The sequence below is a fragment of the Rhodococcus sp. JS3073 genome, assembly GCF_026810085.1.
Classification (GTDB): domain Bacteria; phylum Actinomycetota; class Actinomycetes; order Mycobacteriales; family Mycobacteriaceae; genus Rhodococcus_F; species Rhodococcus_F wratislaviensis.
Map to the genome: position 1 here is coordinate 3,492,899 of NZ_CP113951.1, position 24,865 is coordinate 3,517,763.

24 protein-coding genes are annotated in these 24,865 nt (G+C 68.8%); 18 read left to right on the forward strand and 6 right to left on the reverse strand.

Annotated features, from left to right (window positions below; genetic code table 11):
- The first annotated feature begins 2 nt into the window (after positions 1 to 2).
- The 5 genes from OYT95_RS15740 to OYT95_RS15760 all read left to right on the forward strand — a co-directional run bounded on the left by OYT95_RS15740 (position 3) and on the right by OYT95_RS15760 (position 4,504).
- Entirely contained in the window at positions 3 to 1,211 is a 1,209-nt protein-coding gene (locus tag OYT95_RS15740) for a low temperature requirement protein A (RefSeq protein WP_268791905.1), read from the forward strand.
- Between the two features lie 116 nt (positions 1,212 to 1,327).
- Entirely contained in the window at positions 1,328 to 2,578 is a 1,251-nt protein-coding gene (locus tag OYT95_RS15745) for a molybdopterin-dependent oxidoreductase (protein ID WP_268791906.1), read from the forward strand.
- 1 nt (position 2,579) lies between these two features.
- Positions 2,580 to 3,092: a hypothetical protein gene (locus OYT95_RS15750; protein WP_037229149.1), complete on the forward strand. Its 513-nt coding sequence runs from the start codon at positions 2,580 to 2,582 to the stop codon at positions 3,090 to 3,092.
- On the forward strand, positions 3,089 to 3,748 hold the full coding sequence (locus OYT95_RS15755) for a class I SAM-dependent methyltransferase (RefSeq protein ID WP_037229151.1): 660 nt from the start codon (positions 3,089 to 3,091) through the stop codon (positions 3,746 to 3,748). Before OYT95_RS15750 ends, OYT95_RS15755 begins: the two co-directional genes overlap by 4 nt.
- An 87-nt stretch (positions 3,749 to 3,835) precedes the next feature.
- Positions 3,836 to 4,504: a hypothetical protein gene (locus OYT95_RS15760; RefSeq protein WP_037229322.1), complete on the forward strand. Its 669-nt coding sequence runs from the start codon at positions 3,836 to 3,838 to the stop codon at positions 4,502 to 4,504.
- 38 nt (positions 4,505 to 4,542) lie between these two features.
- Here OYT95_RS15760 and OYT95_RS15765 read toward each other — a convergent pair whose 3' ends face one another.
- Positions 4,543 to 5,952, reverse strand: a complete 1,410-nt coding sequence (locus OYT95_RS15765) for a hypothetical protein (RefSeq protein WP_268791907.1) — start codon at positions 5,950 to 5,952, stop codon at positions 4,543 to 4,545.
- Positions 5,953 to 5,972: 20 nt separating this feature from the next.
- Between OYT95_RS15765 and OYT95_RS15770 the strand changes: the two genes are divergently transcribed.
- The 4 genes from OYT95_RS15770 to OYT95_RS15785 are packed head-to-tail and all read left to right on the forward strand — an operon-like array spanning position 5,973 to position 9,181.
- On the forward strand, positions 5,973 to 6,779 hold the full coding sequence (locus OYT95_RS15770) for an S-methyl-5'-thioadenosine phosphorylase (protein WP_128640206.1): 807 nt from the start codon (positions 5,973 to 5,975) through the stop codon (positions 6,777 to 6,779).
- Positions 6,776 to 7,843, forward strand: a complete 1,068-nt coding sequence (locus tag OYT95_RS15775; RefSeq protein WP_268791908.1) for an NAD-dependent epimerase/dehydratase family protein — start codon at positions 6,776 to 6,778, stop codon at positions 7,841 to 7,843. Before OYT95_RS15770 ends, OYT95_RS15775 begins: the two co-directional genes overlap by 4 nt.
- Complete coding sequence (locus OYT95_RS15780) at positions 7,812 to 8,510, forward strand: glycosyltransferase family 2 protein (protein ID WP_268791909.1); 699 nt, start codon at positions 7,812 to 7,814, stop codon at positions 8,508 to 8,510. The genes OYT95_RS15775 and OYT95_RS15780 overlap by 32 nt, the downstream gene beginning before the upstream one ends.
- Positions 8,507 to 9,181, forward strand: a complete 675-nt coding sequence (locus tag OYT95_RS15785) for a TIGR04282 family arsenosugar biosynthesis glycosyltransferase (protein WP_112300570.1) — start codon at positions 8,507 to 8,509, stop codon at positions 9,179 to 9,181. Before OYT95_RS15780 ends, OYT95_RS15785 begins: the two co-directional genes overlap by 4 nt.
- 7 nt (positions 9,182 to 9,188) lie before the next feature.
- On the opposite strand, the gene OYT95_RS15790 is transcribed toward OYT95_RS15785, so the two are convergent.
- Positions 9,189 to 9,878, reverse strand: a complete 690-nt coding sequence (locus OYT95_RS15790) for a TetR/AcrR family transcriptional regulator (RefSeq protein ID WP_268791910.1) — start codon at positions 9,876 to 9,878, stop codon at positions 9,189 to 9,191.
- A gap of 219 nt (positions 9,879 to 10,097) precedes the next feature.
- Between OYT95_RS15790 and OYT95_RS15795 the strand changes: the two genes are divergently transcribed.
- The 4 genes from OYT95_RS15795 to OYT95_RS15810 are packed head-to-tail and all read left to right on the forward strand — an operon-like array spanning position 10,098 to position 14,254.
- Positions 10,098 to 11,003 carry a metal-dependent hydrolase gene (locus OYT95_RS15795; RefSeq protein ID WP_268791911.1) on the forward strand — a complete coding sequence of 302 codons (906 nt, stop codon included), beginning with the start codon at positions 10,098 to 10,100 and terminating at the stop codon, positions 11,001 to 11,003.
- Positions 11,003 to 12,070: a PDR/VanB family oxidoreductase gene (locus OYT95_RS15800; protein WP_112300572.1), complete on the forward strand. Its 1,068-nt coding sequence runs from the start codon at positions 11,003 to 11,005 to the stop codon at positions 12,068 to 12,070. The genes OYT95_RS15795 and OYT95_RS15800 overlap by 1 nt, the downstream gene beginning before the upstream one ends.
- Before the next feature lie 26 nt (positions 12,071 to 12,096).
- A complete protein-coding gene (locus OYT95_RS15805) occupies positions 12,097 to 13,047 on the forward strand; it encodes an oxidoreductase (RefSeq protein ID WP_268791912.1) in 951 nt (316 codons plus the stop codon).
- Between the two features lie 37 nt (positions 13,048 to 13,084).
- Positions 13,085 to 14,254: an alpha/beta fold hydrolase gene (locus tag OYT95_RS15810; RefSeq protein WP_268791913.1), complete on the forward strand. Its 1,170-nt coding sequence runs from the start codon at positions 13,085 to 13,087 to the stop codon at positions 14,252 to 14,254.
- On the opposite strand, the gene OYT95_RS15815 is transcribed toward OYT95_RS15810, so the two are convergent.
- Together OYT95_RS15815 and OYT95_RS15820 are read right to left on the reverse strand one after the other, a co-directional pair.
- Positions 14,223 to 15,161, reverse strand: a complete 939-nt coding sequence (locus tag OYT95_RS15815) for a phosphatase PAP2 family protein (RefSeq protein WP_128640214.1) — start codon at positions 15,159 to 15,161, stop codon at positions 14,223 to 14,225. The two genes, OYT95_RS15810 and OYT95_RS15815, sit on opposite strands and share 32 nt — an antisense overlap.
- Before the next feature lie 6 nt (positions 15,162 to 15,167).
- A complete protein-coding gene (locus tag OYT95_RS15820) occupies positions 15,168 to 15,953 on the reverse strand; it encodes a crotonase/enoyl-CoA hydratase family protein (protein WP_128640215.1) in 786 nt (261 codons plus the stop codon).
- A 79-nt stretch (positions 15,954 to 16,032) separates the two neighbouring features.
- Between OYT95_RS15820 and OYT95_RS15825 the strand changes: the two genes are divergently transcribed.
- Genes OYT95_RS15825 through OYT95_RS15835 form a run of 3 tightly spaced genes read left to right on the forward strand, consistent with a single transcriptional unit; the run spans position 16,033 to position 19,306 of the window.
- Positions 16,033 to 16,644, forward strand: coding sequence for a TetR/AcrR family transcriptional regulator (locus tag OYT95_RS15825; RefSeq protein ID WP_268792246.1), 612 nt, complete (start codon positions 16,033 to 16,035; stop codon positions 16,642 to 16,644).
- Positions 16,641 to 18,278 carry an acyl-CoA dehydrogenase family protein gene (locus OYT95_RS15830; RefSeq protein WP_268791914.1) on the forward strand — a complete coding sequence of 546 codons (1,638 nt, stop codon included), beginning with the start codon at positions 16,641 to 16,643 and terminating at the stop codon, positions 18,276 to 18,278. The genes OYT95_RS15825 and OYT95_RS15830 overlap by 4 nt, the downstream gene beginning before the upstream one ends.
- On the forward strand, positions 18,275 to 19,306 hold the full coding sequence (locus OYT95_RS15835) for a crotonase/enoyl-CoA hydratase family protein (protein ID WP_268791915.1): 1,032 nt from the start codon (positions 18,275 to 18,277) through the stop codon (positions 19,304 to 19,306). The genes OYT95_RS15830 and OYT95_RS15835 overlap by 4 nt, the downstream gene beginning before the upstream one ends.
- A 96-nt stretch (positions 19,307 to 19,402) precedes the next feature.
- On the opposite strand, the gene OYT95_RS15840 is transcribed toward OYT95_RS15835, so the two are convergent.
- Positions 19,403 to 20,668: an RNA polymerase sigma factor gene (locus OYT95_RS15840; RefSeq protein ID WP_128640218.1), complete on the reverse strand. Its 1,266-nt coding sequence runs from the start codon at positions 20,666 to 20,668 to the stop codon at positions 19,403 to 19,405.
- 5 nt (positions 20,669 to 20,673) lie between these two features.
- The gene (locus OYT95_RS15845; protein ID WP_037229185.1) at positions 20,674 to 21,114 is read right to left on the reverse strand and encodes a YciI family protein; all 441 of its coding nucleotides are present in this window, start codon (positions 21,112 to 21,114) and stop codon (positions 20,674 to 20,676) included.
- A 244-nt stretch (positions 21,115 to 21,358) separates the two neighbouring features.
- Here OYT95_RS15845 and OYT95_RS15850 point away from each other — a divergent pair, with 244 nt between their 5' ends.
- Positions 21,359 to 22,759: an IS1380-like element ISRop1 family transposase gene (locus OYT95_RS15850; protein ID WP_268791916.1), complete on the forward strand. Its 1,401-nt coding sequence runs from the start codon at positions 21,359 to 21,361 to the stop codon at positions 22,757 to 22,759.
- Between the two features lie 245 nt (positions 22,760 to 23,004).
- Positions 23,005 to 24,828, forward strand: coding sequence for an NAD(P)/FAD-dependent oxidoreductase (locus OYT95_RS15855; protein ID WP_268791917.1), 1,824 nt, complete (start codon positions 23,005 to 23,007; stop codon positions 24,826 to 24,828).
- The last annotated feature ends 37 nt before the right edge of the window (positions 24,829 to 24,865 follow it).

Consider the following 24,865-nt stretch of genomic DNA (forward strand, 5'->3'; position numbering starts at 1 on the left):
CCGTGACCTTTGCCCATCGTTTGCGTCCCCGCCTCGTCGAAGAACGAGCGTCGGTGTCGCCGCTCGAACTGTTCTTCGACCTCGTCTTCGTGTTCGCCCTCACCCGCGTCACCGATCTGATGGCCGAGGACCCCACCGGGGTGAACCTGCTGCGCGGCGCACTGGTGATGGCCGTCCTGTGGTGGAGCTGGGTGGGGTACGCCTGGCTCTGCAACCTCGTCCGCGCCGACGAGGGCATCGTGCGGGTGGTGATGTTCGGTGCTATGGGCGCCATGTTCATCACCGCCCTGACGATCCCCGAGGCGTTCGACGACCTGACAGGCGGACTCGACGGCCCCGTCATCTTCGCCCTCGGCTACTTCGTCGTCCGCCTACTGCACCTGGTGATGTTCTGGGTGATCAGCCGCACCGACCCCCAACTGCGCGGTCAGGTGCTGCGCTTCGCGCCGAGCATGGTGACCGGCACCGCGTTCCTGCTCATCGCATCGCAGCTCACCGGCACGGCGCAGACCGTGATGTGGATCCTCGCCCTCGCCGGCGACTACATCGGCACCCTGATCGGCGGCACCGACTGGCGGCTGCGGTCGATCAGCCACTTCGCCGAACGACACGGCCTCATCATCATCGTCGCGCTCGGCGAGTCGATCGTCTCGATCGGCATCGGCGTCGCGAGCCTGCCGATCTCCTGGGCGATCATCGTCGCCTCGTTGCTGGGACTCGCGGTGTCGGGGCTGCTGTGGTGGTCGTACTTCGACGTCACATCACTGGCCGTCGAGCACGCCTTCGAGGAGGCCACAGGTGCGCGTCAGATCAAGATCGCCCGCAACTGCTACAGCTTCCTGCACCTGCCGATGGTGATCGGGGTCGTGATGCTGTCACTCGGCCTGAAGAAGATCCTGTCGTACGTCGGCGACGGCAACCATCATCGGCTCACCGACCCGCTGTACGGCTGGCCGCTGATCGCACTGTTCGGCGGCGCGGCGCTGTACCTCCTCGCGCTGGTCGCGTTCAAGGCGTACGCGACGAGGTCGGTCACCGTGCCGCGCGTCGTGACGGCGGTCGTGCTGATCGCGCTGATCCCCGTCGTCGGGCACATCCCGGCCCTCGCCACCCTCGGCGTGCTCACCGCGGTCCTGCTCGCGATGATCGGATACGAGATGGTCCGGTACGACCAGCCCCGCGAAAAGATCCGGCACGGTTCGCACCCGTGAGTACTTCTTAACGTCGGGCGGTTAATAAGTACTCACGGGCACAGCAGTCCTGCACGGCGGCGGCACCGAATTACCTCTGAGGCTCGAGATGATCGAGCCGGAGGGATTGATACACCATGACCGACCACTCTCGCGGCCCACGATTACGCAGTCCACTGCGCGGACCGTGGCTGACCTCGGTATTCGGCCTCGTACTGCTGATCGGGCTTCCGGTCGTCATCGTCACGGGACTGCTCTCGTACATCGCGTACGGGCCTCAGTTCGGGCAGGCCCGTCCCGGCGACGTCGGGTGGCTGCACCTTCCGTACTTCGCGTGGCCCACCCGGCCGTCGTGGTTGTACCGGCTCACGCAGGGGCTGCACGTCGGGCTCGGACTGATCCTGGTGCCGATCGTGCTCGCCAAGCTGTGGTCGGTGATCCCGAAACTCTTCGTGTTTCCGCCGGTGCGGTCGCCGGCGCAGGCGCTCGAACGTCTGTCACTGATCGCCCTGGTCGGCGGCGCGCTGTTCGAGATCATCACCGGGGTCCTGAACATCCAGTACGACTACATCTTCGGCTTCGACTTCTACACGGCCCACTACTGGGGCGCGTGGGTCTTCATCGCCGGGTTCGTGACGCACACGATCCTGAAGGTGCCGTTGATGGTGAGGTCGCTGCGTTCCCGGTCGTTCCGGGACGTGCTGCGCACCTCCCGCGCGGACACGCACCCCGAACCGCCGGACGAGAACGGCCTCGTGGCCGAAGACCCCGCCCCGCCCACCATCAGCCGCCGCGGCGCCCTCGCCCTGGTCGGTGGCGGCGCCGCGCTGGTCGCCGTCCTGTCGGTCGGGCAGACCACCGGCGGGTTCCTGCGCAATGCCGCGCTGCTCCTCCCCCGCGGTCGCTCGTACGGCGACGGCCCCAACGACTTTCAGATCAACCGCACCGCTGCGGCCGCGCAGATCACCCTGGAGCAGATCGGCGACACCTGGCGTCTCTCGGTGACGGGTGGTGCGGCACCCGTGCAGCTGAGCCGAAGTCAACTGCGCGCCATGCCGTCGCACACCGCCTCTCTTCCGATCGCGTGCGTCGAGGGATGGTCCACCACCGAGACGTGGACGGGCGTGCGACTGCGTGACCTCGCGGACGCCGCCGGGGTGACGGCGTTCGCGTCGGCGAAGGTGACGTCGCTGGAACGGTCCGGGGCGTTCAACCAGGCGGTGCTCACGTCGGATCAGGTGCGCGACGCCGACGCCCTGCTCGCCCTGGCGGTCAACGGCGCGGACCTGTCCCTCGACCACGGCTACCCCGCCCGGATCATCGTTCCCGCCCTGCCCGGCGTCCACAACACCAAATGGGTGCAGGCCATCGAATTCCGGGAGGCGTGAGATGCGCCGATTCGCCCGCTTCTACGGCGCTAACCCACTGCATCTGCTGGCCGTGCTGTTCAGCTTCGCCCTCGCCGGATATGCGGTGGCGGTGGTGGGTCCGCAGAATCTGTGGAATCAGGACGTGTGGTGGAAGTCCATCGCCGTATGGTTCCTCGGCGCAGTGATCGCCCACGACCTCGTGCTGTTCCCGCTGTACGCGCTCGCGGACCGATCCTTGGCGTCCGGGCTGAACGCGATGCGGGGCAGGAGAACTGCCCGACCGCGGTCGGTTTCGGCACTGAACTACCTTCGGGTACCGGCGCTCGCGTCCGGGCTCACGCTGCTGCTGTTCCTGCCGGGAATCATCGAGCAGGGCGCCGACGCGTATCTCGCGGCGACGGGGCTGACGCAAGAACCGTTCCTCGACCGCTGGCTGCTGCTCACCGCCGCATTCTTCGCGGTGTCCGCCATCGCGTACGCCACCCGGCTCGCGTTGTCCCGCAAGGCTGGTGACACCGTGAGCGGCTCATGAGGAGAACGGACGTATCCACGGACCTCCTGATGCGGCGTGCGTCGGCGGGACTCCCGTGCTGGGTGCGCGACGCACGGGGAACGCGTCGCCCGCTGCCGGTGGGCCGGTGGATGGGCGGGGACGCATCCTCGCTCTCCGATCGGATCGCGGACCGGGTGATGCTCACCGGCTGTCACGGCGCCACCGTGGACCTCGGCTGCGGACCGGGCCGCCTCACCGCGGCACTCGTCTCGGCCGGCTTTGCGGCGCTGGGCGTCGATTCATCTTTCGCCGCAGTACAACTCACGATCCGACGCGGCGGCCTCGCGCTGCACCGGGACATCTTCGCGCCGCTTCCGCGGTCCGGGCACTGGGACCGGGTGCTGCTCGCCGACGGCAACATCGGCATCGGCGGCGAACCCGTGCGGGTTCTCCGTCGCGCACGAGAACTGTTGCAACCTCACGGAATTGTGATCGCCGAGGTGGATCCGCCGACCACGCCGGGGGTCCGTCACGAGTTGCTGCGCTGGGAGACGGATCATTTGGCCGGAGAGTGGTTCGCTTGGGCGAGTGTGGGTGTCGCGGCGATGTCCGGGGTCGCCCGCGCTGCCGGACTGAGCGTCATCGATGTTCTGCAGCACGCCAATCGGTACTTCGTGCGGATGGAATGGGCGTAAGAGCTCCCATCCGCCGGCGGAGCCGCACCGAATACCTAGTGAACATCCACCCACCCCTCCTTCCTCCGGAAAGGTTGTTTGATCATCATGTCGAACTATCGAAAAGCACTCGTAGCAGCGGCCATCGGCGCCCTGGCCCTGACCCCGCTCGCGGCGTGCTCGAGCAACGATTCGAATGCGGCGTCGAATGTGAGCGCAGCAGCATCCTCGCAACCCGCACCCGTCGCCCAGGTCGACAACCTGACCGGGGTGAGTACCGCCGTCGCATTGGATTCCGGCTTCACCGGAGCCCTGACGACGCTCGGCCTCACCCCCGGAGTGGTGGGTACGGCGGCGCTCGCCGACGGATCGGTCAGCTTCCCGATCACCGGCGGCAACGTGAAGTACTGGGAGCCGGGCACGGTCGATCCCTACGTACAGGGCGAGATCATGCACGACGGCAGCGGATTGTCGTTGGCGGCCCCCGGCACCGTCGTCGAACTCACCGATTTCGCGATCGACCCGGGAACGTCGCTGCTCACCGGCGACGTCAGCGTCAACGGTGCGTCGGCGGCCACCGATGCGGTGTTGTTCGATCTCAACGGCCGCACGTTGAAGCCGCTGCAGACAGGACCGAACGACACGGCGATCCTGCAGGGAACCGAGGTCAAGATCTCGGAAGACGCGGCCGGACTGCTGAACGAGACGTTCAAGACCGACGCCGTGAAGCCGGGGTTGCTGGTCGGAATCGCCACCATCACGATCGCGACCAAGTGACCGTCTGCCCCCGAACGGCACCTCGGATGCGCCGGCCGTCACCAGTTCGTGAACAGCAGATGGTTGACGGCCAGCGCACCGGCGGCCTGCACCGCGAGCCAGAACCGGTGGCTTCCGCGCGGCAGGAGGGGGGGGGCGAGAAGCCACACTTCGAACGGCAACCAGATCCGCTCGGTCTCCGCCTTGCTCAACGCGCTCAGGTCCGCGATCACCACCGCCAGCAGCGCCGAGAGCACGAGGACGGGAACCGGCGACCGCGCCCGCACCCGGGACCAGGCGAACGCCCGGGGCAGCGCGGCGGGCACCGCCAACCCCACCGCGCAGACGAGCGACGCGAAGTTGGCCCAGCCCCAGTAGGCGAAGGGGCGATCCGACGCGATGCCCTGGTAATACCGTTCCTGCACCAGCTGGTAGCCGTCGAACCACCAGAATCCGTACAGCGTGAACACAGCCGCCACCGCGAGCGCGCCGGCGAGAGCGCCGACCAACGGGCGGGCCGTGCGCGCGATCACCAGGACGGCGACCGCCGGAATCGCCATCAGTGTGAGCCCGTAGCTGAGGTAGACACCGAAGCCGAGCAGCACGCCCGCCGCCACGGCGACGAGCGCGGGGATCGGGACGGTCCGGGTCGCGGACAGGGCCAGCAGGGCGATCCCCCACGCGACCACGCCGGCGAACAGTGCGTCCGCCGACACCGCCACCCAGATCGCGGCGGGTGCGAGGACGAGGAAGGGGGCCGCGCGCCGAGCCATGGCCTCGTCACCGAGCGCACGGATCGCGACGATCACGGCGGCACCGGCGCTGGACCCGACCGCGACGCACAGCGCGGACGCCCAGGCACCGCCGTCGAGCCCGATCCGGTCGAGCCAGACGAACGTCAGGAGCGCACCGGGCGGATGCCCGGACACGTGGGTGGTCCACGAATCGGGCTGCAGGTCCAGGATCCGGCCCGCGAAGCCGCGCAGCGTCGCGGGGATGTCCGTGACGCGAGGAACCTCGTGGAGATACTCGTCGGTGGAGGTCAGGCGCCCGGCGAACCCGCGCTGCCAGCCGTCGACCAGCGCGAGCGCCATCGCCCACAGTGCGGACCCGAGCCACACTCCCACCGTGAGACGACGCCACGCCAGCGTCTGCGCCAGGCCAGGCCCCCACAACACGACCGCCGCCGCGACCGCGATGGCGATCGGCGTCCCCCACCCGACGTGCACGTCGCGGAATCCGAACAGCGGCGCGGCGTCCGCGAAGTCCCGCACACTCTCCGCGGTGCGGTGGACGATGGGGGTGATCGTCTCGTTTCCCAGGCGCGGGACGACGAACGCGACCACCACCAGGATCAGTGCGAGCGCGGCGCCCACGACGTCGCGGTACGGGAAATTCCGCTCCTCGGCGCGCTGCGGGGATCCGATGACGTCATCTCCTTCGGCGAAAGTCGCACTCGCGCCCAGCATAACGACGGAGGATTGACTGCATGACCGCAATGAGTGCACGCGAACCGGCCCGCGCGGACGTCGCCGTGATCGGCGGGAGCGGCTTCTACTCGTTCTTCGACGAGGACGCCGCGGAAGTCACGATCGACACTCCGTACGGCAACCCCAGCGCTCCGATCACGGTCGGCGACGTGGAGGGCAGGCAGGTGGCGTTCCTCCCCCGCCACGGCGCCCGGCACGAATTCGCGCCCCACACCATCCCGTACCGCGCGAACCTGTGGGCGCTGCGCACGCTGGGCGTGCGGCAGGTGTTCGCACCCTGCGCCGCCGGCAGCCTCACCCCCGACCTGGGCCCGGGCTCGATGGTCGTGCCCGACCAACTGGTCGATCGCACCAGCGGCCGCACGCAGACGTACTTCGACGGAGGCGGCGTGCACGTCCAGTTCGCCGACCCGTACTGCTCCGACCTGCGCAAGGCCGCCGCCCGGCCGGGCACCGTGGAGGGCGGTGTGCTGGTGGTGGTCGAGGGGCCACGGTTCTCGACCAGAGCGGAGAGCGTGTGGTTCGCCCGGCAGGGCTGGACCCTCGTCAACATGACGGGCCACCCCGAGGCGGTCCTCGCCCGGGAACTCGAGATGTGCTACGCCACCATCGCTTTGGTCACCGATCTCGACGCGGGGATCGAGTCGGGGGACGGTGTGCGCGCCGTGGACGTGTTCGCCGAGTTCCAGCGCAACCTCGGGCCCCTGAAGACGCTGGTGCGGTCCGCGATCGCCGCCGCCCCCGAAGGCCCCTGCGAAACCTGCCGCGTCCACGAGGGTGTGAACCTGCCGATCGAGCTGCCATGACGGAAACACGGGTACTACTCACTGGCGCAGCCGGATTCATCGGCAGTCACGTCCGCACCGCGCTGACCGAAGCCGGCCACGACGTCGTGGCCGTGGACGCGCTGCTCCCGTCCGCGCACGGTGCCGACGTCGAGCCGCCGGACGGTGTGCGACGCGCCGACGTCCGCGACCTCTCCGCTCTGATCGAACTGCTGAGGGGTGTCGACGTCGTGTGCCATCAGGCCGCCGTCGTCGGTGCCGGTGTGGATGTGAGCGATGCCCCGGCCTACGCCAGCCACAACGATCTCGGTACAGCGACACTGCTCGCCGCGATGCACGAGTCGGGTTGCGGGAAACTGATACTCGCGTCCTCGATGGTCGTCTACGGGGACGGCAGGTATCGCAACGGGCGGGGCGAGTTCGTGGAGCCGCTCGCCCGCCGGACCGAGGACCTGGCCGCGGGAATCTTCGACGAGAGGGATCCCGACACTGGCGATCCCCTGGAGTGGACACTCGTGGAGGAGGATTCGCCTCTGCGGCCGCGAAGTCTCTACGCCGCAGGCAAGGTCGCCCAGGAGCACTACGCACTCGCCTGGGCTCTGGCCACCGGCGGTTCCGTGACGGCTCTGCGCTATCACAACGTCTACGGCGATCGCATGCCGCGTGACACCCCGTACTCCGGGGTGGCCGCGATGTTCCGTTCCGCCCTCGAGAACGGCGACCCTCCGCGCGTGTTCGAGGACGGTCGGCAGACAAGGGATTTCGTGCACGTCCACGACGTCGCGGCGGCGAACGTGGCCGCGGTCGAGGCTGCCATGCCGGGATTCTCGGCGTTCAATGTGTGCTCGGGAAAACCGATCACGATCGGCGAGGTGGCCGCGACACTCGCGCGTTCGTACGGAGGGCCCGAACCCGTCGTCACCGGCGAATACCGACCCGGCGACGTGCGGCACATCGTCGCCGACCCCCGCCTGGCCCGCGAGCGGCTGGGCTTCCTGGCTCGGATCATGCCCGCCGAGGGGATCGCGGCGTTCGCGCACGCACCCCTGAGGGATGCTGCGCCGGCGGGACCTCCCCGTGTCTGAGCGCGCGCCGATCTCAGCGCGGGACGTCACCGTCGTCATCCCGTGCATGAACGAGGCCGGGTCCCTGCCCGGAGTGCTGGCCGCGGTGCCCCGCGACTACCGGACGGTGGTGGTGGACAACAACTCCACCGACGACACCGCCGCAGTCGCGGGCACGCACGGCGCGACGGTGGTGCGGGAGCCGGTCCCGGGATACGGTGCGGCCGTGCACGCCGGGGTGCTGGCAGCGCAGACTCCGGTGGTCTGCGTGCTGGACGGCGACGGCTCGATGAACCCGGGCGAACTGCCTCGACTGGTCTCTGCGCTGGAGTCGGGCGCCGACCTCGCCGTCGGGCGGCGCCGCGCCGATCGGCGTGGAACGTGGCCGCTGCACAGCAGGATCGGCAACGCTGTCGTCGCCGCACGACTCCGACGCCGGTACGGCCTCCCGGTCCACGACCTCGGGGCGATGAGAGCCGTACGCAGGCAGGACCTCCTCGCGTTGGGGGTCGACGACCGCAGGTCGGGCTATCCGCTGCAGCTTCTCGTGCTCGCCGGCCGCGCCCACTGGCGGGTCGTGGAGCGCGACATCACCTACCGGCCGCGCACCGCCGGCGCGTCGAAGGTGTCGGGTTCACTGAAGGGCACCGTCGTCGCCGTCCACGACTTCTGGAAGGTGATCGGATGATCCTCGACGTCGCAGTACTGGTGGTCGCGAAGGCACCGGTGCCCGGGTTCGCGAAGACCCGGCTCGCGCGGGACGTCGGCGACGCCCGGGCCGCCGACCTCGCCGCCGCCTCGCTGCTGGACACCCTGGACGCCGTCACCGGCGTCCGCGTCGCGCGGCGGGCGGTGGCGATGACCGGCGATCTCGGCCGGGCCGTCCGGGGCACCGACATCGCGGCGGCGTTGGACTGTTTCACGGTGCTGCCGCAACGGGGTGCGGATTTCGCGGAGCGATTGGTGAATGCCCACGCCGACGCGTTCGCCGCGTTCGGCCTGCCGATTCTTCAGATCGGTATGGACACACCGCAGGTGACGGCGGAACTGCTCACGGAATCGGCGGACCTGCTCACCGAGCGAAAGGGCCGATGCGTCCTCGGACTCGCGGAGGACGGCGGGTGGTGGATCCTCGGCGTGCCCGACGCGGTCGCGACGGAGGCGATACGCCCGGTCCCCACGTCGAGCCCGGACACCGGACGCCTCACCCGGGAGGCCCTCCTCGCGGCAGGCGCCGAGGTGCTGTCGCTGCCGACGCTCCGCGACGTCGACTACGCGGCGGACGTCGCCCCGGTCGCCGCCCTCTGCCCCGAGTCCAGTCGCTTCCGCCGTGAGTACTTGTCAACCGCGGGCGGTTGACAAGTACTCACGGGGCGTTGATGCGGGCAAGCGCAAGGTAGAGCGGTTCGGTGGGATCGAGTTCGATCCCGTTACGGCGGAGGAATGCGTCGAGCACGCCCCACACGAGGGGCGCCACCTGGCCGACGAAGTACTCGGTGTCCGGTTTCGCGGAACCCTTCGACGACTCGAGCCACAGGTCGGTGGTCGAGACCATGATCCCGACCGCGGCGCGGGCGGTGAACCGGACGTCGGAAACTTCGGCGGACACGGACTCGAAGATCGTCGACGCGACGCCGGCCAGCCGGTCGGTGAGGTCGCGCTCGACGTCGAGGGACAGGGCGGATCCCGCGCCGTCCTGCTTCAGCTCGCCGTCCGCCAGGAAGCGGAAGACGTTCGGGTGCTCGGCGACCACTTCGGCGTAGCCGGTGATGGCGTGGTTCAGCGCCTCGTGCGGTGTGGTGAGCAGGAAGTTGAATTTGGGCGCCACCAGCTTGTAGACGTCGCGGGTGGTGCGGTCGGCGATGGCCTTGTAGAGGTCGGCCTTGTCTGCGAAGTGCCGGTACAGCCGGGGCTTCGTCGCCCCCGCCTCCTTGGCGATGTCGTTCATGCTCGGGCGTGGGCCGTGCGTGTCGATCACCCGGTAGGCGGCGTCGATGAACTCCTCACGGGCGCGTGCCCGCCGGTCCCACGACCGCGGGGTGTCTGTTTCTGCCACTTCGCCTGCGCTCCGATTGCTCGTTGGACCTGTGCCGATACCCAGGGTACGGGACCGTGTTCCGACAACGGCAGTAGTGGTTGACACCGAAGTTCGCCGGTGTGACACTCGACTCGCACAAAACGTAACCGCGAGTAACGCTCATCGTGTCTCGCGGTACCGGCGGCCACGCGGCCGAACGGCGCCCCTCGCCCGAAGCCGACTTCGAGGAGATCACTGATGGCACTGCGGAACGGAAAGAAGGCCGACGCGATCGACGTCGACCCCGGTGACGTGACCCTGCAGGCACGCAACGTGAAGTTCGACTGGTCCCGGACCCCGCTGCACTGGATTCCCGGCGAACCGATCGCCTCCCACACACTCAGCGCGATCAACCTGATCCTTCCCGAGGGGGAGCGGTGGTTCTGCGCGACGTTCACCGAGGCGCTGCCCTTGATCAACGACGACCGACTCCGCGCCGACGTCCGAGGGTTCATCGGGCAGGAAGCGATGCACGCCGAGACCCACAACGTGGTGCTGTACGAGTTCCTCGACGCACACGACGTGGATCCGCGGCCGTTCGTGCTGCAGTCGGAATACCTCATGAGGAAGGTGCTGGGCCGCAGGGAGATGGGCAGCGACCGCGCTCAGCGTCAGCAGCTCGTCGAACGGCTCGCATTCATCGGCGCCATCGAGCACATGACGGCATTCCTGGGCGACTGGATCCTGAACGCGCGCCTCGAGGACTTCGACGCCGACCCCGCCATGACGGACCTGTACCGCTGGCACGGCGCGGAGGAGGTCGAACATCGCAACGTCGCTCACGACGTCGCCATGTACTTCGGGGTGGGGTACATCCGGCGCAACCTCGCGATGCTGGTGTCGTATCTCGCGTTCCTGGTGGTGATGACGCGCGGGCTCAAGTTCATCGTGCACGCCGACCCGACGATGCGCGATCGCGGCTACTTCTCCCTGTGGATGGGGCTGCTCGCGGCGATGCGCCGAGGCTCCCTGCCCGGACTGTCGAGCCTGTTCCGGGGTGCCCTCCGATACCTCGACCCCCGGTACTCACCGCAGGCCGAGGGCGACACGGCGCAGGCGATCGCCTACCTGGCCAAGTCGCCTGCCGCGAGGGCGGCGGCGTAGTGACTCCGACGTATCCGGCACCGACCTCCGTACCGGGCGATCTGTGGGGGAAGCGGCAACGCGACCCGCTGCTGCGTGCCGTCGCCGGTGTCGCCACCGCGTACATGCGGTCGCTGCGCTTCCTGTACCGCACCGACATCACCCCACCGGTCAGCGTCGGCTGCCGGCGGATGCTGGTGCGTGAGCGAAGAGTGGTGGCGCACGACGAGAACGTCGTGAGCCTGACCCTGGCCGCCCCCGACGGCGGCGAACTCGACCGGTGGCGGCCGGGCGCGCATCTCGACCTCGAACTGCCGTCCGGGCGCAGGCGTCAGTACTCTTTGTGCGGAGACCCGGCGGACAGTCGCGCGTACACCATTGCGGTGCGGCGCATTCCCGACGGCGGCGGGGGCTCGCTCGAGGTCCACGACGTCCTGCACCCCGGAGCGTCGGTGAAGGTCCGCGGCCCGTACAACGCGTTCCCCCTGGCGTTGCCCGGACACGGATCGACCGCCGACGGCCTGCACTTCGTCGCGGGCGGAATCGGGATCACCCCCATCCTCCCGATGGTGCGTCTGGCCCATCGCCTCGACCTCGCCTGGTCGATGGTCTACACCGGCCGTAACCGGGAGTCGCTGCCCTTCCTGGACCAGCTCGAAGAGTTCGGCGACCGGGTGGCGGTGCGCACCGACGACGACGGCGGAATGCCTACCGCAGCAGAGCTGCTCGGCGCGGTGACCGATACGTCCGCGGTGTACTGCTGCGGCCCGATTCCGATGATCGAGGCGATCGACGACGCCCTGCCGTCTCGTGTCGAGTTCCACTACGAGCGGTTCTCGCCCCCGCCGATCGTCGACGGGCGGCCGTTCGAGGCCGAACTCGCCCGCACCGGTGAGGTGGTGGAGGTCCCCGCCGACCGGACTGCGCTCGACGCGATTTCCGAAGTGCGTCCCGGGCTTGCCTTCTCCTGCCGGCAGGGGTTCTGTGGAACCTGCGCCGTCGGCGTGGAGCACGAGGGCCGGACCTCCGGCCAGATGCTGCTCTGCGTCGAACGCACCCAGGGCGAGCGCGTCGTCCTGGACATCTGACCGCACCCCGAGGAGACGGTTCCTTCATGACACCACTCGACAACAGGCACTTCGGGTTCGACGACATCCCCGACCAGTGGGGTAAGACCGTCCTCGTCACCGGCGCGAACAACGGCCTCGGACTCCACGCCGCGACGGCCCTCGCCGGTGCGGGCGCGACGGTCCTGCTCGCGTGCCGCAATCTGCAGACCGGCGCCGCCGCACTCACACGGATCCGCAAGGCGGGCGGCGATGCCGAGCACCATCTTGTTCCGCTGGACCTCACCGACCTGTCCTCGGTCCGCGACGCGGCGCAGCACGCCTGCGAGGTCGCAGCGCAGATCGACGTGCTGATCAACAACGCGGGCCTGATGGCCGTCCCCTTCGGCCGCACGACCGACGGGTTCGAACTGCAGATCGGCACAAATCATTTCGGGCACTTCGCGCTCACCGGACAGCTCCTCCCGGCACTCCTCGGCGCTCCCGCACCACGGGTGGTGACCCTCGCGAGCATCGCGCACCGCCGCGGCCGGATCGTGCTCGACGACCTGAACTTCGACCGCCGCAAGTACACCCGGATGGGCGCGTACAACCAGTCGAAGCTCGCCAACCTTCTGTTCAGTGGCGAATTGGCCAGGCGCAGTGCGGCTGCCGGACTTCCGCTCCTCTCGGTGGCGACGCACCCCGGCATCGCCGCCACCAATCTCTTCGACTCGATGGTCCCGCCGATCCCGGGGGCTCTCGCCGTGACCCACCTCGGATTGCGGGTGATCGGCAACGACGAGAAGGACGGCGCGCTCGGACAGCTGTACGCGGCGACCATGCCCGACGTCCGCACCGACGACTACCTGGGCCCGAACGACCTGTTCGGAGTTCGCGGACCGGTGGCGCGTTCGCCGCGCACCGGTGGGGCACGGAACACGAAACTCGCGGCGGCCCTGTGGGAGAAGTCCGTGGAGGTGACCGGGGTGGAGTACACCCAGCTCGCCCGCGCGTAGCCGAGCCCCTCTGCTCCCGCGCGTACCATCGGTGTGGATGTCGGAGAGAATGACACGCCATCCGTCCACCGTGGCCGACTGGAACGACGACCGCCGCAAGGCGCGTCTGCATGCGACACGGCTCGGTCACCAGTGGCAGAAATTCGGTCGCACCCGGCGCTTCCTCGCCGCGGTCGCGCTCGGGACCGTCCCCCTGCTCCTGGCCGGAGGACAGTACTGGGTTCACGACGTGCAACCCGAACGCGAGCGCCTCGCACTGACCCAGCCACAGATCCACGAGGTGTACGACGCGCAGTCGCCCGCCGACCACGACACCGCCGTCGTCGACCTCGTCGGGCTGGGCAACAAGGATGCCACCGACACCGCCCGCACCCTGTCGTCGTACGACCGGATCGGGCGGGTATGGGCGGTCCAATACGACAACGGCGGTATCGACACCAAGGTGATCAGCGAACTGATCGCCACCCGCGCGGCCGACGAGGGCATCGACAACATCGTCCTGTCCGGGCACAGCATGGGCGGCGTCGTCGCGCTGGAAGTCGCGCAGCACATCTACCAGGACACGGACGCCAACCTCATCGGAGTGGTGCTCGACTGCACCCCGGTGGACCTGCACGCCGTCCGGGCCGGAAGCCGGGACAGCGGCGAGGACATGCTGCGGTGGATCGGCTGGCTCCCCGGTGCGCGGGAGAGCCGGACGATGCGCCTGCTGGTGGAGACCGCGGCCCGGCAGAGCAGGTTCCTCGACACGAAGTCGGACTGGTATCCGCACGTCGACGTCGACGAGTTCCGGGACGTCATCGACGAGGTCCTCACCGAGAAGGTGCTGTCGGAGGACGTGGCGAGCAACGGGCTGATCGAATCGCAGTTCAAGACCATCGTCGCGTCCGGTGCCATCGACAACCTGAAGTCGCTGGCGGCGGAGACGGACGACAAGCCGCGGCCCGGGATCGTGTTCGTGCGTCCCCGCGCGGGGTGGAAGGACCCGGTGGTCGACGTCGACTACACGCAGAAGATCCTCGTCGAACAGTCCGGCGGGACCGACGGCGCGCTGCTGGTCGCGAAGCTCGACGGGACCGGCCACGCGAATCCGAACCAGCAACCGGTCGCATACAACGAGGCGATCGTAGGCCGCATCCTGCCCTTCCTCCAGCCCATTCTCGACGAGGTGCCGGTCACCAGCGACGCCGCGGGCGGCCGGCGGTGACGACTCGGCGGGGCCACGCCGTCGTCCGGGACTCCCACGCCCGTGCCAGCAGGATCGCCAGGCCCAGGTACGCCCATCCCGCCAGCACGTCCACCACGTAGTGCTCGCCGCCGTAGACCAATACGAACGCCATGGCGAGCGGGTATGCGGCCAGCAGCGCCCGCGACCACACGTTCTTCGCGAACGGCCAGAGCGCGACGGCGACGAGCAGGGCGAACGCCGCGTGCAGGGACGGCAGCGCGGCGACGGGGTTGCTCTGCGCCTCCAGCCACCGCGTGCTGACATCCGTGGGGACCACACCGAATCCGAATCCGGCGACGCGGCCCACGCTGCCGGAGATCACGTCCCCCTCGGCAGCGAGCCACGGAGGAACGGACGGCAGCAGGATGTAGGTGACCAGGCCGAGATACGACAGCAGCAGCACCCGCCGCATGTACCCCGACCACAGGTCGCGCGAGTACGCGTAGAAGACGGCCGCGACCACCCACGGAACGATGAAGTGGCTGGTGTAGACGATTCCCGTGAGCAGAGTCCACCACGGCAGCTCACCCGCCGGGGGCATGAGAGTCTCCTGCAACCACACCGTGGGGATGGTGCCGCCGAAGAGCCAGCTCTCCACGGACACCAGTTCCTCCGCCCGCACCGGCATCCCGAGTTCGTGGGCGAAGCCCCGGCTGAGGTCGTACACGACGAGAGCGGCGATGAGCGGCAACCAGTCCCGCACGACGCGCAGATGGTCCTGCCACGGCCGGTCGATCGTGAAGGCGACGAGGCCGGCGACGATCCACGTCGCCTGGTAGATGCGGTCGGTGGGCAGCCCCAGCGTGTAGATCGTGACGCCCAGCGCGAGCAGGTACGCACACCAGACCGTGCGCCGAAACCTCACCCGTGAGTAGTTGTTAACCACGGGCGGTTAATAAGTACTCACGGGCGCAGCATCACCATGCCTGCCTGCCCCGGCGGCGAAGCGTGCTGCACCCTCGACCGTTCCGTTGGCCAGAGAGATCGCACCGTGCCGGAATTCGTTCAGCATGGCCTGATCCTCGGTCAGTCCCGACTGCTCGAGCAGCGACAAGCGGTCCTGCCGCAGGCACACCTGGGGCAGGCCGGCGATCTCGGCGGCCAGTTGCCGGGCGGCGGTGAGCGCTTCCCCCGCCGCGACCTTCCGGTTGATCAGCCCGATGCTCAGGGCCTCGTCGGCGTCGACCGGCCGTCCGGTGAGGACGAGGTCCATCGCGCGGCTCTCCCCGATGAGCCTCGGCAGGCGGACGGTTCCGCCGTCGATGAGCGGCACGCCCCAGCGCCGGCAGAACACTCCGAGGACGGCGTCCGCACCGGCGACCCGCAGGTCGGCCCACAGCGCCAGTTCGAGACCGCCTGCCACCGCGTGCCCGTCGATCGCGGCGATCACCGGTTTGGACAACCTCATCCGGGAGATGCCCATCGGCGCGTCGCCGTCGGGCGCCACGCGATTCCCGGTTCCGGAACTGATCGCCTTGAGATCCGCTCCGGCGCAGAATGTTCCGCCCTCACCGTGGAGCACCGCGACGGACGCGTCCTCGTCCGCGTCGAATGCACGGAAGGCGTCGGCGAGTGCATCGGCGGTGGGCCGGTCGACGGCATTGCGGACTTCGGGCCGGTTCAGGCTGATCGTCGTGACCGGGCCGTCCTTGCGGACGAGTACCACGTCGGAAGTCATCGCGTGCGCCTTTCCTCGCTGGTGTAGCCGACGCTAGCACCCTTGACGGAAGAACGGAACGGGTGTTCACTCCTTGAATATGGCCTACCGGCGCACACCCGCCGTCCAGGAACGCCTGGACGCACTCCGCACCACCCTCATCGATTCCGCGATCGGGCTGATCGCCCGCCACGGTTACGCCGGGTGCTCGATCTCCGCGGTCGCGGCCGAGGCGGGGGTCGGCACCGGCACCGTCTACCGGCACTTCTCGAACAAGGGCGAACTGTTCGCAGAAGTCTTCCGCATCGTCTGCAGTCGCGAGGTGAGCGCCGCCGTCGAATCCGGCAACGCCGCCCGCGGCGCCGAGGGTCGCTGCGTCGCAGCGGTATCCGCCTCGGTCGGCACGTTCGCCGAACGCGCGCTGCGCGCCCCCACCCTGGCGTACGCGCTGCTCGTCGAACCCGTCGACCCGCAGGTCGACACCGAACGCCTCCTGTTCCGCGAGTCGTTCCGCGACGCACTCGCGGTCGCCATCGCCGCCGCCGTCGAGGCCGGGGAGATCCCGGACCAGGACGCGTCGGTGACCGCAGCCTGCATCGTCGGAGCAATCGGCGAAGCGCTGATTCTGCCCCTCGCCCGCGGTGCCGCCGACGGCGCGATCATCCCCGCCCTGCTCACCTTCACCCTTCGATCCCTCGGGAGCCCGACATGAGTGCCACACATGAGGTCGTCAATCAGGTGCCACCACTGATCAACTTCGACGCGGCCGATTACGCACCGATCCTCGAAGCGCTGCAACGCGAGGGCGCCCACGACGCGCTCAAGGAACTGCACGACGTCGGACGCCTCGCCGGAAGCGAGGAGGCGCAGCGCTGGGGCGACCTCGCCGAGGCGCACCCTCCCGTCCTGCGCACCCACGACCGCTACGGCAACCGCATCGACGAGGTGGAGTACGACCCCGCCTACCACCAGCTGATGACCACCGCCGTCGAGATGGGCCTGCACGGCGCACCGTGGGCCGACCCGCACCCGCGCGCCCACCTGGTCCGGGCCGCGAAGATGGCCGTGTGGGGCCAGGTCGACGCCGGTCACGGCTGCCCGATCTCCATGACGTACGCCGTCGTCCCCGCCCTGCGCCACAACCGTGAGCTGGCGGAACAGTACGAACCGTTGCTCACCGCCCGGGTGTACGATCCGGCGCTGCACCCTCCGCTGACCAAGGCCGGACTGATCGCCGGGATGTCGATGACGGAGAAGCAGGGCGGCTCCGACGTCCGCGCGGGCACCACCCGCGCGGTCCCGCAGTCCGACGGCAGTTATCTCCTGACCGGGCACAAGTGGTTCACGTCGGCGCCGATGTCCGACGTGTTCCTCGTGCTGGCCCAGGCGCCGGGCGGTCTGTCGTGTTTCTTCCTGCCCCGGGTGCTGCCGGACGGCACCCGCAACCGGATGCACCTGCAGCGCCTCAAGGACAAGCTCGGCAACCATTCCAACGCCAGCAGCGAGGTCGAGTACGACGAGGCCGTGGCCTGGCTGGTCGGCGAGGAAGGCCGCGGCGTTCCGACCATCATCGAGATGGTCAACATGACCCGCCTCGACTGCACCATCGGCACGGCCACCGGCATGCGTGTCGGCACCGCGCAGGCCGCGCACCACGCCGTGCACCGCAGCGCATTCGGCGCCCACCTGGTGGATCAGCCGCTGATGCGGAACGTGCTCGCCGACCTCGCCGTCGAGTCGGAGGCGGCCACGACCGTCGCCCTGTGGCTGGCCGCGCTCACCGACCGGGCGACCGCCGGCGACGAGCACGCGAACACCCTGCGTCGCATCTCGCTGGCGGTCAGCAAGTACTTCGTCTGCAAACGCGGTCCGATCCACGCCGCGGAGGCCCTGGAATGCCTGGGCGGCAACGGGTACGTGGAGGAATCGCGGATGCCGCGGCTGTACCGGGAGGCTCCCCTGCTGTCGGTGTGGGAAGGATCCGGCAACGTCGCCGCCCTCGACACTCTGCGTGCGATGGCGAAACAGCCGGAGACGCTTCAGGTCTTCTTCGACGAACTCGATTCCACCGCGGGAGCCGACGCGCGACTCGACGCCGCCGTCACGAACCTGAAGGCGAGTTTCGGCGATCTCGACACGCTCGAGCACCGGGCGCGGCGGGTCGTCGGCGACATGGCGCTCGCCCTCCAGGGGTCGTTGCTGATCCGCCACGGACACCCCGCGGTGGCCGACGCGTTCTGCGTCAGCCGGCTGTCCGGCGACTGGGGCACCGTGTTCGGGACGTTGCCGACCGGCGTCGACACCGCCGCCATCATCGACCGCGCCACTCCCAAGGTGGGGTCGTGACCGGCCCCGGCGACCACGCCGGCACCCGCCCGGCGGCGTGGCGCGACGGCTGGGACGAGGGCGGCGATTCCCTGTTCGCGGATCGTGAACCGGATCGGGCGGACGACCCGGCGGAGTATCGGACGCTCACCTACAAGGTGACCGGACGCATCGCCCGGATCACGTTCAACCGTCCCGACCACGGCAACGCGATCACCGCCGACACTCCGGTGGAACTCGCCACCACCGTGGAACGCGCCGACCTCGATCCCCGCGTCCACGTGATCCTGCTGTCGGGGCGCGGTAAGGGATTCTGCGGCGGATACGACCTGGGCATCTTCGCCGAGCACGGCGGCCACACCGGCGAGGGACCGGACCGCACGACGGGCACCGTGCTCGATCCGATCGTTCAGGCGCGCAACCACAATCCGTTCGGAAACTGGGATCCGATGGCCGACTACGCGATGATGAGCCGGTTCAACCGCGGGTTCGCGAGCCTGCTCCACGCGAACAAGCCGACGGTCGCGAAGATCCACGGATTCTGCGTCGCCGGCGGCACCGACATCGCGCTGTACTGCGACCAGATCGTCGCAGCGGACGACACGAAGATCGGCTATCCCCCGACCCGGGTGTGGGGTGTGCCCGCGGCGGGCATGTGGGCGCACCGCCTCGGCGACCAGCGGGCGAAACGACTGCTCCTTACCGGCGACTGCATCACGGGACGGCAGGCGGCCGAGTGGGGACTCGCGGTGGAATCGGCGCCCGCGGAGGAACTCGACCGCCGAACCGAGGACCTCGTCGAGCGGATCGCGAGAATGCCGATCAATCAGCTGATGATGGTGAAACTCGCACTGAACAGCGCACTGCTGGCGCAGGGCGTCGCCAACTCGACGATGGTGAGCACCGTCTTCGACGGGATGTCCCGGCACACCCGCGAGGGGTACGCGTTCCAATTGCGCTCGGCCACCGTCGGATTCCGAGAGGCCGTCCGAGAACGCGACCAACCGTTCGGCGATCACAAGTCGCAGCAGCCGCAGCCGGGATCCTGATCGACCGGCGCGGGACCCTCCGACGTTTGCCGATCGAATCGCCGGATGCGCACGCAACAGCATCGGTTTCCGGCGAATCCGTGCGCAACCGTGCGATCAGGGGCGCGGATCCCCGTGCTCGGACGCGGCGGCGGCGCGGGCCATGAGGAGGTTCCGTTCACGGCGAGTGGGCGCGGTCGCCGCGGCGTCCTCGAGGGTCCGGGCCGCCTCGTCGTAGCGGCCGAGGCGTTCGAGGACTTCGCCCCGCACGGCGCCGTAGAGGTGGTGCCGCGCCAGCCGAGGGTCGTCCCGCACGGCGTCGAGCGCAGCGAGCGCGGCCTCGGGCCCGTCCGAATGCAGCAACGCCACCGCACGGTTGAGTTCCACCACCGGCGACGGCGCCACCTGCGCCAGCGCGTCGTACAGGGCGACGATGGCCTCCCAGTCGGTGTCCTCGAACCGTGGCGCTCTGGCATGACACCCGGCGACCGCGGCCTGCAGCGAGTAGGGGCCGAGCGGGCGGCCGAGCCCGACAGCCCGTTCCAGTGCAGCATTGCCGTGCGTCAGAAGGGTTCGGTCCCAACGCGACCGGTCCTGATCCTGCAGCAGGACCGGCTCACCGTCGGCACCCACGCGGGCGGCGAACCGTGAAGCCTGCAACTCGGTGAGAGCCACCAGTCCGTGCACCTCCGGTTCCCGGGGCAGCAGGCCGGCGAGAACACGGGCGAGCCGCATCGCCTCCGACGCGAGGTCACGCCGAATCCAGTCCTCGCCGGATGTGGCGGAGTACCCCTCGTTGAACACGAGATAGACCACCTCGAGCACCGCCGACAACCGCGCCGGAAGTTCCTCGCGTGCGGGCACTTCGAACGGCACCTTCGCCTCCGACAGCGTCCGCTTGGCCCTGCTGATCCGCTGTCCCATCGTCGCCGAGGGGACGAGGAACGCCCGCGCGATCTCGTCGGTGCGCAGACCCCCGACCAATCGGAGGGTCAATGCCACACGCGATTCCCGGGGAAGCACGGGATGACACGCCACGAAGACCAGAGCCAGCAGGTCGTCCTCCACGCCGTCGACGGCGTCCGGCGCGGGCATCGCACTCGGCGGTTGCGCGGACGGATCGGCGGCGATCGCCGTGTACTTCGACTGCCGCGACCGCTCCCGGCGAATACGGTCGATCGCCTTGTGCTTGGCGGTGGCCGTCAGCCACGCACCCGGTTTGTCGGGGACGCCCTGCTCCGGCCACTGTTCGAGCGCGAGCACGAACGCATCCTGAGCGATCTCCTCGGCGATCCCGACGTCACGGACGAGGCGGGCGAGCGACGCGATGAGGCGCGGAGACTCCATGCGCCACACCGCCTCGACCGTGCGCTGGACATCCACCGGACTCAGCCGTTCGGGTGCTGCTCACGAATCCGCGCCGCGAGTGCCTCTTCCTTCTCCCGCAGTTCCGGCGTGAACTCGTCCCCGAAATCCTCCGACTCGAAGATCGGCCGCACCTCGATCAGCTGGCGCAAACCGGTGCCGGAGTCGGCGGGGCACTTCTTGACCCACTCGATCGCCTCTTCGAGGGATCGCACCTCCCAGATCCAGTAGCCCGCGATGATCTCCTTCGACTCGGTGAACGGGCCGTCGACCACCGACGTCGTGCCGCCCTCGAACACCACCCGCGCCCCGGCGCTGGTCGGCTTCAGACCCTGGCCGTCGAGCATGATGCCCGCGTTCACCAATTCCTCGTTGTACGCACCCATCGCAGCCAGCATTTCCTCGGTCGGCGCGATCTTGTCTTCGTCGGCACCTGCACCCTCGATCATCACCATGACTCGCATGATTTCCTCCTCGATTGTGGTCGGTCCAGGCCTTCTTGCCGTGGACTCACACAGTACGTCGAACGGGCCACCACGGATTTCGACATTCGTGCCCCGTGAGTACTTGTTAACCGCCCGCGGTTAACCCTGGATCCACCGATGTGGTGTCGGGGTAGGTGAGTCGAAACGGCGAGATGCCCTTGCGTGCTGAAAGAATTGGACTTCTCACAGAACCAGTTCGATCGACACGAAGGGCATCTCTAGGGTGCAACTATCCCACACCCACCCGGTGACGGCCTCGGCGTTCGATGACCGCAATCTCCTCGCCGCGGCCGGCCTGGTTCCGGTCCTGGGGTTGGCTCAGGACTGCGGCCTCGATGACCTGGCAGACGAGCATCTGACGCTGCCCACCGACAAGGGCGCACACGCGGGCCGGAAGGTGACCGCACTGGTAGCGGGCATGGTCGCCGGCGCCGACAGCATCGATGACATGGCATTGTTGCGGCACGGCGCCATGCCCACGGTATTCGACCACCCGTACGCCCCGTCGACGCTGGGCTCCTTCCTGCGGACGTTCTCCTTCGGGCACGTCCGCCAACTCGACGCCGTCGCCACCCGATTCCTGCAAGGCCTGGCCGAACGAACACCGCTGGTCGATGGGCCCGAATCAGGTGGGCGGATCCTCGTCGACCTCGACGACACCATCGTCGAGGTGCACGGGCACGCCAAGCAGGGTTCGGGCTACGGATATACAGGGGTCCGGGGGTTGAACGCGCTGATCGCCACCGCCACCACCGACGGGCGGGCACCGGTGATCGTCGGCCAACGCCTGCGCCGCGGCGGCTGCGGATCCCCACGCGGGGCATCCCGGATGGTCAGCGACGCCCTCGCCACACTCGGCCGCCTGCGCCCGCAGCTGTCACCGGGGTCTGTGCTGGTGCGGGCCGACTCGGCCTTCTACGGGCACCCGACCGTGTCCGCGGCACTGCGCTCCGGCGCCGACGTCTCGGTCACGGTGCGGATGACCGCGACGGTGAAGGCGGCGATCGCCGCCATCGACGAGGATGCGTGGACCCCGATCGAATACACCGACGCCGTCTACGACGAACCGAGCGGCCGGTGGATCTCCCGCGCCGAGGTCGCCGAGATCGACTTCACCGCGTTCACCCGCCTCGCCTCCGAGCGGACACCGGGCCGGTTGGTGGTGCGCCGCATCCCCGACCTGCGGGAACACACCGATGGTCAGGGCACGTTGTTCGACGCCTGGCGGTTCCACGCGTTCTTCACCACCACCGACCCCGCCGTCCTGGACACCGTGGCCGCGGACAAGATCCACCGCGGGCACGCGATCATCGAGCAGGTCCACGCCGACCTGAAGAACTCCGCGCTCGCGCACCTGCCGTCGGGGCGGTTCGCCGCCAACAGTGCCTGGCTGGTGCTTGCGGTGATGGCGTTCAATCTCACCCGCGCCGCCGCCACCCTCACCGGGGCCCGCCTGGTGCGGGCGACGACCGCCACCATCCGCCGGACCCTGATCTCGGTCCCGGCGCGGATCGCGTCCTCGGCCCGCCGCCTCACCCTGCACCTGCCGCGGCGCTGGCCCTGGGAATCCGAATGGAACCAACTCTTCACCCACACCCGGCATCGAAGACCCCAGGTCACCTAATCCGCCCGGCCCCCCCGGCCCGACCCGAAAGACCCAGTGGAACAACCCGACACATCGGTCGGGCGATCACCCACGCCCCGACAGCCCATCAACGGCCGCAACCGAACCCATCAGCCGACCCGCCCCTATCGGTGGATCCGGGTTAACAAGTACTCACGGGCGGGGACTGCAACACGATGCAACGCTTGCCGCCCGCCCCACTCCGGAGTGTGCTGTATGTCACATACCAAGCGAAGGAGAGGTACATGACACAGACGGTCCAGCCGACTGCGGTGCAGACGTCCCTGACACCTCAGGAACGAGTCGACCTGTGGTTGGCGAGCTTCGAATCCGCTCTCGCCGAGCGCGACGTCGACCGCGCCGCGGGCATGTTCGCAGTCGACAGCTTCTGGCGGGACCTGGTGGCGTTCACCTGGAACCTCAAGACGGTCGAGGGACGCGACGCCGTCGCCGCGATGCTGCACGCACGCCTCGACGACACCGACCCCGTCAACTTCCGCACCACCGAGACACCGGACGAGGCCGACGGTGTCACCTCGGCGTGGATCGAGTTCGAGACGGCGACGGGCCGCGGCAAGGGGCACCTGCGCCTGAAGGGCGACGAGGCGTGGACGTTCCTCACCACCATGCAGGAGTTGAAGGGCCACGAGGAACGCCGCGGACGGAATCGCGTCAAGGGTGCTGTTCACGGCTCCGGCGGCGACACCCAGAGCTGGGCGGAGAAGCGGGAGATCGAGGAGCGGGAACTCGGTTACACCCGTCAGCCGTACGTTCTCGTGATCGGCGGCGGCCAGGGCGGCATCGCGCTCGGCGCGCGGCTGCGCCAACTCGGGGTCCCGGCCATCGTCGTCGACAAGAACGAACGCCCCGGCGACCAGTGGCGCAACCGGTACAAGTCGCTGTGCCTGCACGACCCGGTCTGGTACGACCACCTGCCCTACATGCCGTTCCCGGACAACTGGCCGGTCTTCGCGCCGAAGGACAAGATCGGCGACTGGCTCGAGATGTACACCAAGGTGATGGAGATCCCGTACTGGTCGTCCACCACCTGCACGTCCGCGACGTTCGACGACGAGACCAAGGAGTGGACCGTCGTCCTCGACCGCGACGGCGAGGACGTGGTGCTCCACCCGAAGCAGTTGGTGCTCGCCACCGGCATGTCGGGCAAGCCGAACGTTCCCTCGTTCCCGGGCCAGGACGTCTTCCGGGGCGAGCAGCACCATTCGAGCCGGCACCCCGGTCCGGACGCCTACGTGGGGAAGAGCGTCGTCGTCGTGGGTGCCAACAATTCGGCTCACGACATCTGCAAGGCGCTCTTCGAGAACGGCGCCGACGTGACGATGTTGCAGCGTTCGTCCACGCACATCGTGAAGTCGGACTCCTTGATGGACCTCGGCCTCGGCGACCTCTACTCGGAGCGCGCTGTCGCGGCGGGCATGACGACGGAGAAGGCCGACCTCACGTTCGCGTCGCTGCCGTACAAGATCATGCACGAGTTCCAGATCCCGATCTATCAGAAGATCGCCGAACGGGACAAGGAGTTCTACGACCGGCTCGAGAAGGCCGGATTCAAGCTCGATTTCGGTGACGACGGGTCCGGTCTGTTCATGAAGTACCTGCGCCGCGGCTCCGGCTACTACATCGACGTCGGCGCATCCGAACTCGTCGCCGACGGCAGCATCCACCTCGTGTCCGGACAGGTCGACCACCTCACCGAGAACGCCGTGGCGCTCACCGACGGGACGGAATTGCCGGCCGACCTCGTCGTCTACGCCACCGGCTACGGGTCCATGAACGGCTGGGCCGCCGACCTCATGGGTCAGGAAGTGGCCGACAAGGTCGGAAAGTGCTGGGGTCTCGGCTCCGACACCACCAAGGATCCGGGGCCGTGGGAGGGCGAGCAGCGCAACATGTGGAAGCCGACCCAGCAGGAAGCGCTGTGGTTCCACGGCGGCAACCTGCACCAGTCGCGGCACTACTCGCTGTACCTCGCTCTGCAGCTCAAGGCCCGGCACGAGGAGATCCCGACACCGGTCTACGGGTTGCAGGAGGTGCATCACCTCAGCTGATCGATCCCTGACACGTAGCTGGGCGCCCCGCACCATG